14 protein-coding genes are annotated in these 15,191 nt (G+C 41.2%); 4 read left to right on the top strand and 10 right to left on the bottom strand.

Annotated features, from left to right (window positions below):
- Positions 1 to 83: 83 nt before the first annotated feature.
- From PGQ33_RS06405 to PGQ33_RS06395, 3 genes are all read right to left on the bottom strand, one after another.
- Positions 84 to 1,034: a radical SAM protein gene (locus PGQ33_RS06405; protein WP_211133681.1), complete on the bottom strand. Its 951-nt coding sequence runs from the start codon at positions 1,032 to 1,034 to the stop codon at positions 84 to 86.
- 11 nt (positions 1,035 to 1,045) lie between these two features.
- On the bottom strand, positions 1,046 to 1,570 hold the full coding sequence (locus PGQ33_RS06400; protein WP_022220868.1) for a nitroreductase: 525 nt from the start codon (positions 1,568 to 1,570) through the stop codon (positions 1,046 to 1,048).
- A gap of 90 nt (positions 1,571 to 1,660) precedes the next feature.
- Entirely contained in the window at positions 1,661 to 2,782 is a 1,122-nt protein-coding gene (locus tag PGQ33_RS06395) for a 5-methyltetrahydropteroyltriglutamate--homocysteine S-methyltransferase (protein WP_270205482.1), read from the bottom strand.
- A 270-nt stretch (positions 2,783 to 3,052) separates the two neighbouring features.
- On the opposite strand from PGQ33_RS06395, the gene PGQ33_RS06390 reads away from it, so the two are divergent.
- On the top strand, positions 3,053 to 3,952 hold the full coding sequence (locus PGQ33_RS06390; protein ID WP_270205481.1) for a LysR family transcriptional regulator: 900 nt from the start codon (positions 3,053 to 3,055) through the stop codon (positions 3,950 to 3,952).
- A gap of 43 nt (positions 3,953 to 3,995) precedes the next feature.
- Here the strand turns inward: PGQ33_RS06390 and feoB are convergent, their stop codons facing one another.
- The 7 genes from feoB to PGQ33_RS06355 all read right to left on the bottom strand — a co-directional run bounded on the left by feoB (position 3,996) and on the right by PGQ33_RS06355 (position 11,281).
- Positions 3,996 to 6,341: a ferrous iron transport protein B gene (feoB, locus tag PGQ33_RS06385; RefSeq protein WP_270205480.1), complete on the bottom strand. Its 2,346-nt coding sequence runs from the start codon at positions 6,339 to 6,341 to the stop codon at positions 3,996 to 3,998.
- 128 nt (positions 6,342 to 6,469) lie between these two features.
- Complete coding sequence (locus PGQ33_RS06380; RefSeq protein WP_118198520.1) at positions 6,470 to 7,171, bottom strand: response regulator; 702 nt, start codon at positions 7,169 to 7,171, stop codon at positions 6,470 to 6,472.
- Positions 7,161 to 8,228 (bottom strand): sensor histidine kinase, encoded by a 1,068-nt coding sequence (locus PGQ33_RS06375; RefSeq protein ID WP_227084649.1) that lies wholly within the window; start codon positions 8,226 to 8,228, stop codon positions 7,161 to 7,163. Before PGQ33_RS06375 ends, PGQ33_RS06380 begins: the two co-directional genes overlap by 11 nt.
- A gap of 20 nt (positions 8,229 to 8,248) precedes the next feature.
- Positions 8,249 to 8,902 carry a potassium channel family protein gene (locus tag PGQ33_RS06370; protein WP_117556825.1) on the bottom strand — a complete coding sequence of 218 codons (654 nt, stop codon included), beginning with the start codon at positions 8,900 to 8,902 and terminating at the stop codon, positions 8,249 to 8,251.
- Positions 8,903 to 8,917: 15 nt separating this feature from the next.
- Positions 8,918 to 10,258 (bottom strand): TrkH family potassium uptake protein, encoded by a 1,341-nt coding sequence (locus PGQ33_RS06365; protein ID WP_117556823.1) that lies wholly within the window; start codon positions 10,256 to 10,258, stop codon positions 8,918 to 8,920.
- Positions 10,255 to 10,413 (bottom strand): hypothetical protein, encoded by a 159-nt coding sequence (locus PGQ33_RS06360; RefSeq protein WP_008374277.1) that lies wholly within the window; start codon positions 10,411 to 10,413, stop codon positions 10,255 to 10,257. Before PGQ33_RS06360 ends, PGQ33_RS06365 begins: the two co-directional genes overlap by 4 nt.
- 283 nt (positions 10,414 to 10,696) lie before the next feature.
- Positions 10,697 to 11,281 (bottom strand): 50S ribosomal protein L25, encoded by a 585-nt coding sequence (locus PGQ33_RS06355; RefSeq protein ID WP_118217460.1) that lies wholly within the window; start codon positions 11,279 to 11,281, stop codon positions 10,697 to 10,699.
- A 327-nt stretch (positions 11,282 to 11,608) separates the two neighbouring features.
- On the opposite strand from PGQ33_RS06355, the gene pepT reads away from it, so the two are divergent.
- The 3 genes from pepT to PGQ33_RS06340 all read left to right on the top strand — a co-directional run bounded on the left by pepT (position 11,609) and on the right by PGQ33_RS06340 (position 15,157).
- The gene (gene pepT / locus PGQ33_RS06350) at positions 11,609 to 12,829 is read left to right on the top strand and encodes a peptidase T (protein WP_270205479.1); all 1,221 of its coding nucleotides are present in this window, start codon (positions 11,609 to 11,611) and stop codon (positions 12,827 to 12,829) included.
- Positions 12,830 to 13,284: 455 nt separating this feature from the next.
- On the top strand, positions 13,285 to 13,824 hold the full coding sequence (locus PGQ33_RS06345; RefSeq protein ID WP_118217458.1) for an RNA polymerase sigma factor: 540 nt from the start codon (positions 13,285 to 13,287) through the stop codon (positions 13,822 to 13,824).
- The gene (locus tag PGQ33_RS06340; RefSeq protein WP_181988890.1) at positions 13,805 to 15,157 is read left to right on the top strand and encodes a DUF4367 domain-containing protein; all 1,353 of its coding nucleotides are present in this window, start codon (positions 13,805 to 13,807) and stop codon (positions 15,155 to 15,157) included. The genes PGQ33_RS06345 and PGQ33_RS06340 overlap by 20 nt, the downstream gene beginning before the upstream one ends.
- Positions 15,158 to 15,191 lie beyond the last annotated feature (34 nt).

Here is a 15,191-nt window from a genome sequence, read left to right as displayed (position 1 = left end):
TTTATGACATATTTTCTGTTCCAAAGTTCAAGAGCGCGCCTGCTGACGCGCTCAATTTCTGCTGATTCATAGTACAGCGGATTCTATGAAGTCTTCCGGTCCATATCCCATACTGCCTTACCATCATCACAGTATTCCAGATCCGGGCATTCCCCCTGTACAAAGGAATAAACCGGTTCTTTTCCTTCATATTCCTGAATGATACCATTTAATTTGGCAAGCATTTTTTCTTTATCACCCGGAAGATGTCCTCTGACTCTCACATGGATAAAGTCATGAAAACCATCATATAAAATATTTGCTCCTGCTTTTTCTGGTGCGATCCTCTCGATCAGATGATATTCTTCCCTAATTGTTTCCAGCTCATCTGCCGGAGCAAAAGTACCTTGCCGTATATCTTGATACAACGGAACTTCTTTATGCAGAAACATGGAAAAATTCACTACATGCGCCGGATTGGTCCTGTTCAGGAACTGCGCCAGTGCTTCTGCATTTTCCATTCCTCTTCCTTTTCCTGCGACTCCGGTCATAATATGTGCATCATAGATCAGTCCTGCTTCATGAAGCCTGTCGATTGCCTGATATGCCTGTGCCAGATCATGATCTTTTTTCATAAATTTCAGCACATCATCCAGTCCGCTCTCGATTCCAAGATACAGATGCTTTACCTTTTTTCTAGCAAGCATTTCCAGCTCTTCCTGGCTTTTATGTAAAATACTCGTAACAGTCGCATCCATATTAATCCCTTCACATTCCGGAAAGTAATATGCGATCAGATCCAGAATCTCATACAATTTTTCTGTCTTCAGACCAAATGCATTACCATCCCCCAGAAAGATCTTCTTCGGCTTCCCATGCAGTTCCCGCACTCTCTTTAGTTCCGCTTCAATCTGTTCCATCGGAAGTTCCCGATACTTCAGATGCCGGAATAAATTACAGAATTTACACTGATTATATGAGCATCCAACCATAACCGGAAGCATAAAAGAGCTTCTTTCCATCGGGGCCCGGCAAATCTGTCCTTCGTAATCCATATGTCACACTCCTATGCTTCTACATAATAGACATAATTTTCTTTTCTTGGTTTTGCTGCAGGAAGTTCTGCTGCCGCATATCCAAGTACGCAATGACCGATTCCTTCATAGTCTCCTTCGATTCCCCATTTTTTCAGAAGAGCCTTTCCTTCCTCGGATTCAAATTCTTCTTTTGCCCGGTGGATCCAGCAGCTTCCGATTCCAAGCGAATGCGCCGCATTCATCAGGTTTCCCATCACAAGACTTCCATCATAAAGATATGTCGGTCTTGCCTTATCTGCAAGTACAATAAGAACTACCGGTGCACCATAAAACGGATCTGTATCGGTTCCCATAATTTTTGCATTCATTGCTGAAAGCTGATCTCTTGTTGCTTTATCCGTCACTGCCACGATGATCGGTGACTGCATTCCCATTCCCGTTGCCGCATAAGTTCCGGCCTCAATGATCGTATCCAGATCCTCTTTTCTGATCATATCCGGTTTGTATCCACGGACACTTCTGCGTTCTTCCATATTTTTGATTACTTCATTCATAAATTTTCAGCTCCTTTCAAATCTGCTTCTATTGTAGCACGATTTGAAAGGAGCTGTATGTATCTTATTTATTAAATTTTTATATCTGGCTTATTTTTCTTCGCCCCAGACTTCTTCCGCGATTTCTTTTACCAGTGCAAGCTTCTTCCACTGTTCTTCTTCTGTCAGTTTATTTCCGATTTCACAGGAAGCAAATCCACACTGTGGACTCAAATACAGTCTGTCGAGCGGGACATATTTCGCTGCTTCATGGATTCTCTTAATTACGTCTTCTTTATCTTCCAGCTTTGGTGACTTGGTTGTGATCAGACCGAGAACCACTTTTTTATCACCACTTACACTCTTCAACGGCTCAAATCCACCAGAACGTGCATCATCAAATTCCAGATAATATGCACTTACATTTTCACGGGCGAATAAAGCTTCTGCCACACGGTCATATGCACCACTGCTTGCATAAGTAGAATGGAAATTTCCACGGCATACATGAGTGTTGATCACCAGATCCTCCGGCGCTCCCTCAATTGCACGGTTATTGATAGCAAGAAGCTGTTCCATGATTTTCTGAAGTCCGGCTTCATCGGTTCCGAAAATTGCTGTAGCATGTGGATCTACACACATTCCCCATGAACAGTCATCCAACTGAATGTTTCTACAGCCTGCATCATACAGGTCACGAATAACTTTCTTATATCCATTTGCGATATCTTCTGCCAGTTCTTCCACATCCGTATAATACTTATTCGTATTTTGAATGTACATCGGCATAATAAACTGTTCCAGGAACTGTGCCGGTGCCGGAATCGTCTGCTTTGCTACTGTATTTTCATCTTCCAGTGCCTTTACAAATTTAAAATGTTCTACAAATGGATGCTGATCTACGGAAATTTTTCCAGTCAAATAAGTATCATCGATCATTGCAGCTTCACCGTGGAACGGAAGTCCGGTCTTAGTCGGCTCATGTCCTACCCCGTTAAATCCCCACATGAAATCAAGATGCCAGGTTGCTCTTCTGAACTCGCCGTCTGTGATCACATGATATCCTGCTTTTTTCTGCTTCTCTACCAGATCAAGAATTGCATCATCCTCAACCTTTGTCAGTTCTTCTTTTGAAATCTTTCCTTCTTCAAAATCTCTTCTTGCTCTTTTCAGTGTTTCCGGTCTTAAAAAACTTCCTACATAATCATAACGAAATGGTGTATTTTTACTCATAATATAGCTCTCCTTTTCTCTTTCGTACTGTCTGTCTTTTATGTTTGAAAGTATAGCAGAGTATTCTGCATCTGAAAAATACAAAAAAAATGCAGTTTGCCATAGTTTAAAACTATAGCAATATCAAAAAAATGTTTCACGCTCCCTGCTTCCATGCTACAATATTACCAAGATATCTGGCCAGAAGTATTTTCCGCTAAGATACATTTTCCAGATACTTTTCTGATATCCCAAACCCAAAAACAATATTCTTTATAGAAAGTGAAAAATATGACTCTTCAACAATTAAAATACGTCGTAACTGTCGCTGAAACAGGAACAATTACCGAAGCCGCAAATCGTCTTTATATTTCCCAGCCAAGCCTGACAAACGCAATCCGTGAACTGGAAAAAGAAATGAAGATTACCATTTTTCTCCGGACTAATAAAGGGATCATCCTTTCAAAAGAAGGCGAAGATTTCTTAGGATACGCCAGACAGGTGCTGGAACAGGCCGCTATTCTCGAAGATAAATACAAAGGAACTTCCGGCGGGAAAAAGAAATTCTGTGTATCCACGCAACACTATTCTTTCGCTGTCAATGCCTTTGTCGATCTGATCAAAACCTACGGACAGGATGAATATGATTTCAGTCTCCGCGAAACCCAGACATACGAAATCATCGAAGATGTAGCAAAAATGCGCAGCGAGATTGGAATTCTTTTCTTAAATAATTTTAATGAAACGGTTCTGGAAAAAATTTTAAAATCCAACAGGCTTATTTTTCATCAGCTGTTTGTTGCAAAACCACATGTATTTATCAGCAGACGTCACCCTCTCGCCGATCACAAAATAATCACCAATGAAGAACTGGACGATTATCCATATCTTTCCTTTGAACAGGGTGAACACAATTCCTTTTATTTTTCAGAAGAAATCTTCTCTGTATCTGAACGCAAAAAAAATATCCGTGTACGGGATCGTGCCACCTTATTTAATCTTCTGATCGGGCTAAATGGCTACACAGTATGCAGTGGTGTAATTGACAAAAAGTTGAATGGAAAAGATATCATTGCCGTTCCTCTTGCTGACGAAAGTGATATGCGGATTGGGTATATTACACATAAAAAAAGGATGTTAAGCAGATTAGGGACAACTTATCTGGATGCCTTGAAAAAATATCTGCAATAAAAAACTTCTGGAAGCAGTTTTCCTGTTTCCAGAAGTTTTTGTTTTAAAACAAACATACAATTCCATGCACAATAAATGCAGCAACCCATGCAATCACGCACTGAAAGATCACAACACCGATCGCCCATTTACCACCAAGTTCTCTTTTAATAGAAGCAATCGCTGCCACACACGGTGTATACAAAAGACAGAAAATCAAAAGTGCTGCTGCACCGGCTGTATTTATCACCGCTGTCAGTGCTGCTGTTGACCCAAACAAAATCGAAAGAGTGGAGACAACACTCTCTTTTGCCATAAATCCGGAAATCAGTGCCGTTGATATTCTCCAATCACCAAATCCAAGTGGAATGAATGCAGGTGCGATCATACCTGCTACCGTTGCAAGGATACTTGCCTGTGAATCTGTCACCATATTCAGATGCAGATCAAAGCTCTGCAGGAACCAGATCACGATCGTTGCACCAAAAATAACGGTAAATGCTCTCTGCAGGAAGTCCTTTGCTTTTTCCCAGAGAAGCTGACCAACATTTTTCGCTCCCGGCATACGATAATTCGGAAGCTCCATAACAAACGGAACAGGTTCTCCTTTGAACATCGTCCCTTTCATTGCAAGTGCAGTAAGGATTCCCATCAGGATTCCGAAGAAATAGAGACCAATCATTACAATTGCACCCTTCCCCGGGAAAAACGCCGCTGTAAAGAATGCATAGATCGGAAGTTTTGCTGAACAACTCATAAACGGAGTCAGCATAATCGTCATTTTACGATCACGCTCTGAAGAAAGTGTCCGGCTCGCCATAACTCCCGGTACTGTACATCCAAATCCGATCAGCATCGGTACAATACTTCTTCCGGAAAGACCAATCTTTCGCAAAAGTTTATCCATAATAAACGCAACCCTTGCCATATATCCACTGTCCTCCAGCATCGAAAGGAAAAAGAACAGTGTAACAATGATCGGCAGGAAACTCAGCACGCTTCCAACCCCCTGAAAGATTCCATCTACAATCAGTGACTTTAATACGCCATTGACTCCTGCCGCATCCAGTGCCTGACTGCAGGCTACAATCACCTGGTCAATTCCCTGTTGCAGAAGATCCTGCAAAAATGCTCCGATCACATTAAATGTGAGCCAGAATACCAGTCCCATAATTGCGATAAATGCCGGAATCCCGGTATATTTTCCTGTCAGAACCTGATCAATCTTCCTGCTTCGCACCCGCTCCCTGCTCTCATGTGGCTTTAAGACCGTATCTTCACAGGCACGCTGGATATAGTTAAAACGCATTCCCGCTACTGCCGATGAACGGTCTACCTTGCATTCTTCTTCCATCTGCAGATTGATATGTTCCAGAAGTTCCTTTTCATTCTGGCTCAGCTTTAATTTTTCCAGGACAAGCTCATCATTCTCTGCCAGTTTGCTTGCTGCAAATCTGACCGGGATCCCTGCTTCCTTTGCATGATCTTCAATCAGATGCATGATCGCATGAATGCATCTGTGAACCGCACTTTCCTGACCTTCAGCAGAGCAAAAATCCACTTCCTCCGGTGCTTCCTGATATTTTGCGACATGCAGTGCATGTTCTACCAGTTCCGCAATTCCTTCTCCCTTTGCTGCCGAGATTGGTACAACCGGTACTCCGAGAAATGCTTCCAGCTCATTCACACGCACAGAGCCACCGTTCACACGCATCTCATCCATCATATTCAGTGCAACAACCATTGGGATCTCAAGTTCCATAAGCTGCATCGTCAGATACATATTCCGTTCAATATTGGTTGCATCTACAATATTGATGATTCCTTTCGGTTTATCCTGAAGCAGAAATTCTCTTGTAACAATTTCCTCACTGCTATACGGAGACATAGAATAAATTCCCGGAAGATCGGTGATACGGGTATTGGGATGTTCCTTGATCACACCGTCTTTTCTGTCAACCGTAACACCTGGGAAATTTCCCACATGCTGATTCGATCCGGTCAGCTGGTTGAACAGCGTTGTTTTTCCACAATTCTGATTTCCAACCAATGCAAACGTAAGTGTCGTATTCTCTGGTAACGGATGCTCTGTTTTCTTCTCATGAAAAATGCCTGCTTCTCCATACCCCGGATGCTGTGCATCTCCTAACGGTTGTCTGCCTTCCTTCTTCTTATAATGCGGCTCATGGGCCGGCGTAATTTCAATCTGTCCGGCATCCTCCAGACGGATCGTAAGTTCATAACCATGGATCCTGATCTCAACCGGATCCCCCATCGGCGCATACTTTACAATCGTTACTTCTGTTCCCTGGATCAATCCCATATCCAGAAAATGCTGCCTGAGTGCACCATTTCCTCCTACGGAAAGAATCGTAGCTGTCTTTCCGACTTGTAATTCTTTTAATGTCATTCCTCTATCTGTCTCCTTTGGCAAAACCATTTATTGATAATTTATATCATTATCATATCAGTCCTGTAGGTAGTCATTCAAGAATAACATTCGTTTTTTCTAACTAATTTCATCGTCTGCAAATTGTTTTATTCCGTAGCCTCTCTAAACCGGTACCCTACTCCGATTTCTGTCAGAATAAATCTGCAATTTCCGGGATCCTTTTCTATCTTCCTTCGCAGTGCTGCCATAAATACCCTCAGGTTGGCTGCTTCTACTCCCTGTGCACTGCCCCAGATCTGACCGAGAATATAATTATGTGTCAGTACCTTTCCCCTGTTGTCGATCAATAGTTTCAAAATTTTATATTCCATCGGAGTCAGATGAACTTCTTTCCCATCTATCGATACCTGATGTTTTTCCCAGTCCACTTTCAGATAATCACACTGAAAGATTTTTTCTTTCTTTTCCTCCGGAATCTGGTTACTCTTTCTGAGCGCCACGCGGATTCTGGCCAGCAGTTCGCCCATATAAAACGGTTTTGTCACATAATCATCTGCCCCCAGATCCAGTGCCTGTATTTTTTCTTCCTCTTCCTGTCTTGCACTGACCACAATGATCGGTATCTTCGAGATTTCTCTTACATTTTTTATAATCTCAATCCCGTCACCATCCGGAAGTCCAAGATCCAGAATGATCATATCTGGTCTGTTTGCATAGAACAGTGCATTTGCTTCTCCACATGTCTTCGCAATCACATAATCATAGTCTTCTTTCTTAAGACTCATCGAGATAAAGTTAATAATATATTTATCGTCTTCCACAATTAAAATTTTATGCTTATCTGCCATCTGTACTTACCTGCCTTGCCTCCAACCAGAACATGAACCTTGCTCCGCCTTCTTTTCTGTTCTCTGCACAAATATTTCCACCATGTGCATTTACTACCGCTTTACATATAGCCAGTCCCAGTCCAATTCCTCTTTGTCTGTCCCCTTTTTCATCTGACCTTGTAACAAATTCGTCAAAAATATTTTCTTTCAGATCTTCCTGAATCCCGTCTCCGTCATCTTCTACACTGATCCACACTTTCCCTGCATCATATCTGGCTTCTATACAGATCCATCCATTTTCCCCTGTATGCTTCATCGCATTATCCAGAAGATTGACCAGCACCTGGACCATCAGTTTTCCATCTACATTTACAACAATCAGCTCCGACGGAAGTTTAATTTCAAACCTCCTCTTTTCCCGGAGTCCTATGATATGTGATACGGCTTCATAGATCAGATCATCCACTACTTCCTGGTTTTTCCGGATCTCAAATTCTTCACTTTCCAGCTTTGTCATATTCAAAATATTTTCCATCAGGCGCATCAGCCATACAGACTGCTCCTGTATCTCTCCTGCCAGTTCCTTTCTGACTCCGGCATCCAACTCATCCGCCTCTTTTAAGAGTCCTGCAGCTCCCATAATTCCGGTCAAAGGTGTCCTGAAATCATGGGATATACTTCTCAGCATATTGCTTTTCAGCTTTTCTCTTTCCATCTGTGCCCTTGTTTCCTCTGCAATACGCACCTGATTATGAAATCGTACCATAATACTTGCGGAAATGAATCCTGTGATAAGGAAAAATACCAGACGTACCACATCATTCTGATCCGTCATCGCAAATGTATGCACCGGCACTGTAAAAAAATAATTAAACAGCAGCACACTGCATACAGAAGCCATCATTCCATACAGATAACCGGTAGTTGTAACTGTTATGACCAGTACACCCACAATATAGATCATCAGAATATTTTCTTTTCGAATTCCATAACTCTGGAGAAAAAAAGACAAAAATGTTGCAACCGCCATGATCGCAATCGACTGCACCATATATTTTACTCTCTTTTTTGTCATTTTCTTTCCCCCATCATTCATCATTTTATACTTGCAAGCAGACGGTCAATATCCTTTGTAAGACCTACTACAAGCAGATGATCCTTCTCATGCATCACATAATCCGCTCTCGGAAGGACCACCACCTCTGTATTTTTCTTTATTCCAAATACATTTATATGATAGTTTGCCCTTATATCCGCTTCTTCTATCGTCCGCCCGATCCATGCAGCCTTCGGCTGGATTTCAAAAATCGAATAATCCTTACTGAGTTCAAAATAGTCAAAAACATGATTTGCACTGTATTTTACAGCCAGTCGCTCTGCAATATCCCGATCCGGATAAAAGACTTCATCCGCTCCATTTCTCAATAAGAATTTTGCATGGATATCCCTGTTTGCCTTACTGACAACATGTTTGGCTCCAAGCTCTTTTACCAGGCTTGTTATCTCCAGACTGCTCTGGAAATTTGATCCGATGCACACAAAGCAAAGATCGAAATTTCCTACTCCAAGACTTCTTAATACTTCTTCATTTGTACAGTCCCCTACCCGTACTGCTGTTGCGTATTCCAACAAATCCGGTGTCTTTTTCTCATCTTTATCGATGACCATTACCTCATTTCCCCGATTTGCCATATCAATACACAGATGATGACCAAATCTTCCAAGTCCAATAATCAATACTGATTTCATTTTCTACTCCTTATTCTATCCTATCGTAATTTCTTCTACCGGTTTCCGGATCGGTGCTTCATGTCTGTGCCCTTTCAATGAAAGCGCAAATGTCAGACTTCCTATTCTTCCGCAAAACATCAGAAATACCAGCACCATTCTTGATGCCATACATACATCTCTTGTGATTCCCGCAGACATTCCCACTGTTCCCATTGCAGAAAAGACTTCAAACATCACATCCGACAAAGAAAACGGCTGCATAATTTCCATGAAGATCGTTCCTGTTAGTATAAGGAACAAATTCGTACACATTACAACACTGGCCTTTCTGATCGCAGTTTCATCCAGTCTTCTGTTAAATACATTACAACCGGCTGCTTCCATCAGATTTGCACGCACAAATACAATAAGAACCACTACGGTTGTCGTCTTAATTCCACCTGCTGTAGATCCCGGGCTTCCTCCTATGAACATCAGAATCATAGTAACAAGTTTACTGCCTTCCGTCAACGCTCCTGTATCGGTTGTATTAAATCCTGCCGTTCTGGCTGTCACCGAGTGAAATAAAGAACAGAGTATCTGTTCTTTCACAGGCATCCCTGCCAGTACATTATTTTTTTCCAGTATCAGGAATAAAACTGCTCCTCCTATAATCAGAAAACCTGTTGTTGATAATACAATCTTTGTATGCAGATGATATTTTTTCCATTGAAATTTTTTCACAGACAGATCATCCCACACCAAAAAACCGATTCCACCGATTATAATCAGCAGCATGATCACTGTATTTACCAGCCAGTCATCCGAATATCTGATCAGTGACTGATAGGCACCATTTTCTCCCATAAGGTCAAACCCGGCGTTGCAAAAGGCTGATATAGAATGAAAGATCCCGTACCAGATTCCTCTTCCTATTCCGAATTCCGGAATAAACCGGATCATCAGCAATACAGCTCCAATGCTTTCAAAAAAAAGTGTTCCTTTTATAATCTTCTTCGTAAGCTTTACAATTCCACCAATTTGAATACTATTGATACTCTCCTGCAAAATTCCACGGACTTTAAGCCCTATCTTTCTTCTTAACAGAATCGCCACACAGACACCAATTGTCATAAATCCCATACCGCCGATCTGGATCAGGATCAAAATGATAAGCTGTCCAAAAAAAGACCAGTGCAGATATGTATCCTGTACAACCAGCCCAGTCACACAGGATGCGGATGTCGAGGTAAATAATGCATCTGCAAAAGATGTCATATTTCCATCCCTTGATGAAACCGGAAGCATTAAGAGAATACTTCCCAAAAGGATCAACAACAAATACCCGACAACAATCATCTGTGTCTGTGTCATCTTTTTATATATTACTGTCATTTGTTTCGTTTCCTTTCTCCTCTATATCTTTCTTCCTCTCTCTCTTTTTTATCCTTCTTCAGAAAAATGTCGAGTTCACGCATCAGATGCAATCCGGCGATCAGCAGAAAGCTCAGGATCCCTGTAAATAAAATAATACTCTCAATCTCGAACATAACCTTTCCTTCCTCTCACTGTTTTTCCTCTCCTGTTTTGTAAATCAATGATAGTATTTTTAGTATAAAGATTGTATAAAGATTCCTGATTTTATGTAAATATTCCGTTATAATTTCCTGCTGAAAAATGGGATTAGGAATTTCATTAAATAGAAAGAATGTGCATCTCCAGCACGCAGTGCCTTTTGTTTCATAGGAAGTTCCTTCGGGATTTTCTATGAAGTAAAAAACGGGCACTTTGCAGTTCTTTCTGCAAAGCGTCCGCCTTTTTTACAAAATCTTTTTATTCAGCTGCTGTTTCTTCCTCATCTGTTTCCGGAACATCATTATGAACGGCAGCCACACCTGCTACATCTGCTTCCGGATCTGTGATCAGTTTGACATCTTTATCCTTTGCAATGTCAAGGTCTTTGACTTTAATGGTTTCTCCAACTTTCAAATCTCCAACGTCAACAATTACTTTTTCAACAAGTGCAGATGGAAGTGCTTTGTATTCAATTTCACCAAGCAGTTCCTCCACAACACCTGTGACAACCTTTGACTGATTGTGGATCACAACTTCTGCTACAGAATGTACCATTTCTCCACTTACCAGTGCCTGAAAATCTATTTCAAGTACTTTTGAACCCATAGAATCATAATCGACTTCTTTTACCAGCACATCCATCTGCTCTCCGTCCAAATCCAGCATGATCTGGCTTCCTTTGCCATTAGCTTTCAGGAACTTTTCCGCTTCTTTCTGTGTCATCTGTACCGGAATGGAGCCTTCAATCTCACGTCCGAATACATTGCCGGTTACATAACCTTCTCTTCTGAGTTTTTTGGCTTTTGTCTGCATGTTTCTTTTTTCAGCTTTTAAAGTATTCATTTATCTTTTCCTCCAATCACTGACTTCTGGTAAAGTACCTATTTCCTTGTTACAGCTGTATTATAGCACTCATGAATTATCAAGATTAACCAAAATCACATCTTTTTTAACCAATATTTTTGCTGTTTTTCAAACTTTTTTCTTTGTTTTGTGCAATTTTTTATTTTTTACTTTTTCATTTTTCAAAAATTTTCACATTTTCATCCCTTGGTTTTTTCTTACGTTATGTTAAATTTCACACCAAAAAAGAACCTGCTGCCACAATTGCATATTCACCTGCAAAATGCTATACTCGGATAAGAAATGTTAATGAAAAGAGGTTTTATTATGAGAGCATATGAACGACTTTTAAATTATGTAGTAGTCCGTACTCCAAGTGATGAACACAGTACGACTTCTCCTTCTTCCCAGTGTCAGTTCGACCTGGCACGTATTCTGGCAGATGAGATGACTGCCCTAGGGATTTCTGACGTAAGTCTGGATGAATTCTGTTATGTATATGGAAAGATTCCTGCCACACCGGGATACGAGAATAAAACATCTATCGGATTTATCGCACACATGGATACCGTTTCCGATTACTGTGACCATGACATCATCCCGGTCGTACACAAGAACTACGATGGCGGTGATCTGCCGCTTGGCACAAGCGGACGTACCCTTACCGTAAAAGATTTCCCGCATCTTCCATCTCTTGCCGAACGCACCCTGATCACAACAGACGGTACAACTGTTCTTGGTGCCGATGATAAAGCCGGAGTTGCCGAGATCATGACCATGGCTGAAGCACTGATCAAAGAAAATATTCCTCATGGACCGATCTCAATCGCTTTTACACCAGATGAAGAAGTCGGTGGTGGAACTGATCATTTTAACGTGGAAAAATTTGGTGCACAGTTTGCCTACACTCTGGATGGCGATACCGAAGGCGAAATTCAGTATGAAAATTTCAATGCATGCAAGGCAGATTTTGAAATTACCGGCTTTGCTGTGCATCCCGGTTCCAGCAAGGATACGATGATCAATGCGTGCCTGGTTGCCGCTGAAATCAATAACATGCTTCCAGGACTTGAAATCCCACGTGAAACGGAGGATTATGAAGGATTCTACCATCTGACCGGTATGAGTGGAGATGTGGCAAAAGCAGAGCTTCATTATATTGTAAGAGATCATGACAAGAATCTGTTTGAAGCCAGAAAAGAAACTCTTCGCCATATTGAAAAGAACCTCAATGAAAAATGGGGAGAAGGCACTGTGAAGCTTATGATTACTGACCAGTACCAGAATATGGCTGAGATTATTGCCGGATGCATGCATCTGATTGAGAATGCAAAGAAAGCCTGTGAAAATGCGGGTGTTGCACCGCTTGTGCTTCCGATCCGTGGCGGCACAGACGGATGCCAGCTCAGCTTTATGGGACTTCCTTGCCCGAACCTTGGAACAGGGGGACATGCATTCCATGGACCATATGAACACATCACGGCAGAAGGAATGGACAAGGCTGTGGATATCGCAGTTGAGCTTGTGAAATTATACGCGGAGATGTAAAGGGTTGTCTGACGGACAGAAGAAATAATACAATAGGGATCACAGACGTTTCGGAATCCAAGAGCATCTAGGTCTGTAGTAAATTTGCTAAAAGCAGTAAGAAAAATGACAAACTCGCTGGCGCTCAGACAGTGTCATTTTTCTTACTAACGCAAATCTGCTACAGACTAAGATGCTTAGGATTCCTGCAAATGTCTGTGATCCCTATTGTATTATTTCTTCTTGTACTGTCGAAAAGTTTTATATATGGATAAGAGTTCCAGGCTCAAGTGAATTTTTTTGGTTAGGATGTCCATATTGCAGGTTATTCAGTTTTATGTTATGTAGCTTTATTTTTATGCTGTTGTTTTTTACATTAAATGGATATTTTATTCAAAGTGTCACATTTCAGGGTTGTATTTCGTCTTTATTTATAGAACGTTCAATAAAGATATGAAAGAAGGTGTTATTTTTATATGCGTGAGTTTTCTGACAGTGAGAAGTTGGAACGATTGTATGAGTTGTATGAGCAGAAGATGTATGCGGTGGCTTTTTCGATTCTGAGGAATGAGTGGCAGGCTGAAGATGCGGTGCAGGATGCTTTTGTACGGTTGCTTAAGAATATACGAAAGCTTCGGGATCTGGAAGATGAAAAAACACGGTCCTATGTTCTTCAGACGATTCAAAGTGCTTCCCTCGATCAGTACCGGAAAAATCAAATAACGTCCAATGCAACGGTTCCAATCAAAGATATGGATTTTGCTGATGAGCGTGATGATATTATGAAGCTGGTCAGCCGTCTTGCCGGTGACTCTGTCCTTGAGCAGATCCTTGGAAAACTTCCCGACTCTTATCGCGATGTGATCCTGTTCCGCTGTGTACACCAGCTTTCGGTAAAAGAAACAGCTTCCGTCCTTGAAATCGGCGAATCTCTGGTTCGGAAACGTCAGCAAAGAGCATTGAAAAAACTCAGATTGATCATAGGAGATGATATGTATGCAAAACAAAAAATTTGACCAAATAAGCCTTGAAGAATTTGATTCTATGAATATGGATCACACTTTTTCCGATAACTATAACCGAAAAAAGCAGAACTTACTGCATGCTGTCTCGGAAAGTGAACATAACCGGCATCGAAACCATCTTTACCGTGTTGCCGCTGCCATCGTTGCCCTTTCCCTCCTTCCCGCAACCGCATATGCAGCTGACAGACTGCTTCAAATGCATTACAACAGTACCGGAACATACAGCGGTGATCTTTCTCTAACGACTACCTCAAAAGATACTGTATTTTCTCCGGTAAAGCTGACTCCAACTTATTTACCTGATGGAAGTATTGCTGCTTCAGACCGTGGACCTGACAAGTACTATGTCCCTTCTGATACAGAATCTTCTTCACATGGTACTGTATTTTCTCTCTACAAGATGGATACCGATGATTTTACATTTTCGCACTCCTATATGACTTCTCGTGAAGAATTTAATGCCAATGGAAATGATGCGGTTCTGATGACTTTCGACTCTTCTGGAGTCTTTGATAAGGATGCCTACGTCGTCTTCCAGGATTCAGGCTATATTGTTGAAATCAATATGGGAAATGCAATCACCAATGAAGAAGCGAAAAAGATTGCTTCTGGTGTGACACTTACGCCTGCTACAGATTCTGACGCTACCTTTGCAGGTTCTTTGTCCGAACTTAAAACGGAATTAGCTGAAGATGCAGCTGCACCAAAAGCACTACAGACTACCTGGCTTAAAGTAAATGATACCTGGACCGACGAAACCTGTGGCTATCAGATGACTGTTAAAAAAGTAGAAGCTTTTGATAATATCCGTTCACTTAACGCAGATTTCTTTACTGATAATGGTAAAAATCTTCCAGATGGTTCGATTAACGACAACGGAGATCTTATATCATATAATCGTGCTATTATTCAGGTCGGAAATGGAACCGACTCGCTCAATACACAAACAGGTACTGCACAGATTCATCGAAAATTATTATATGTAACTCTTGAGATTACAAATCCATCCGACAATCCTTTTTCCGATACGGAATCCTGTGTAAATTATGATCTGACCATTCCGTCCGAAAATCCAGACGGATATTATAACAATGCATTGTTCGATAATCCAACATACAAAGATGTTATCAATTATCCAATTTATTTTGATGCCTCTGTATGCTCCGACAACTCTGACCATCATTACTTTTTCACCAGTCTTGAAAAAGGACAGACCATCACCTGCCATCTTGGTTATATTGTCGATGAAGATCTGTTGGATCAGCTTTGTCTCAATACCTCTTTTGACGGACAGATTGGACAGTTTGTGACTCTTTACAAGTAAACGAATATTTTAAACAAAACCGGAGTTGCCGCAT

Source organism: Coprococcus sp. AM100_B19A, assembly GCF_027662015.1.
Lineage (GTDB): Bacteria > Bacillota > Clostridia > Lachnospirales > Lachnospiraceae > Allocoprococcus > Allocoprococcus comes.
This window is presented reverse-complemented; position numbering and strand designations above follow the sequence as displayed.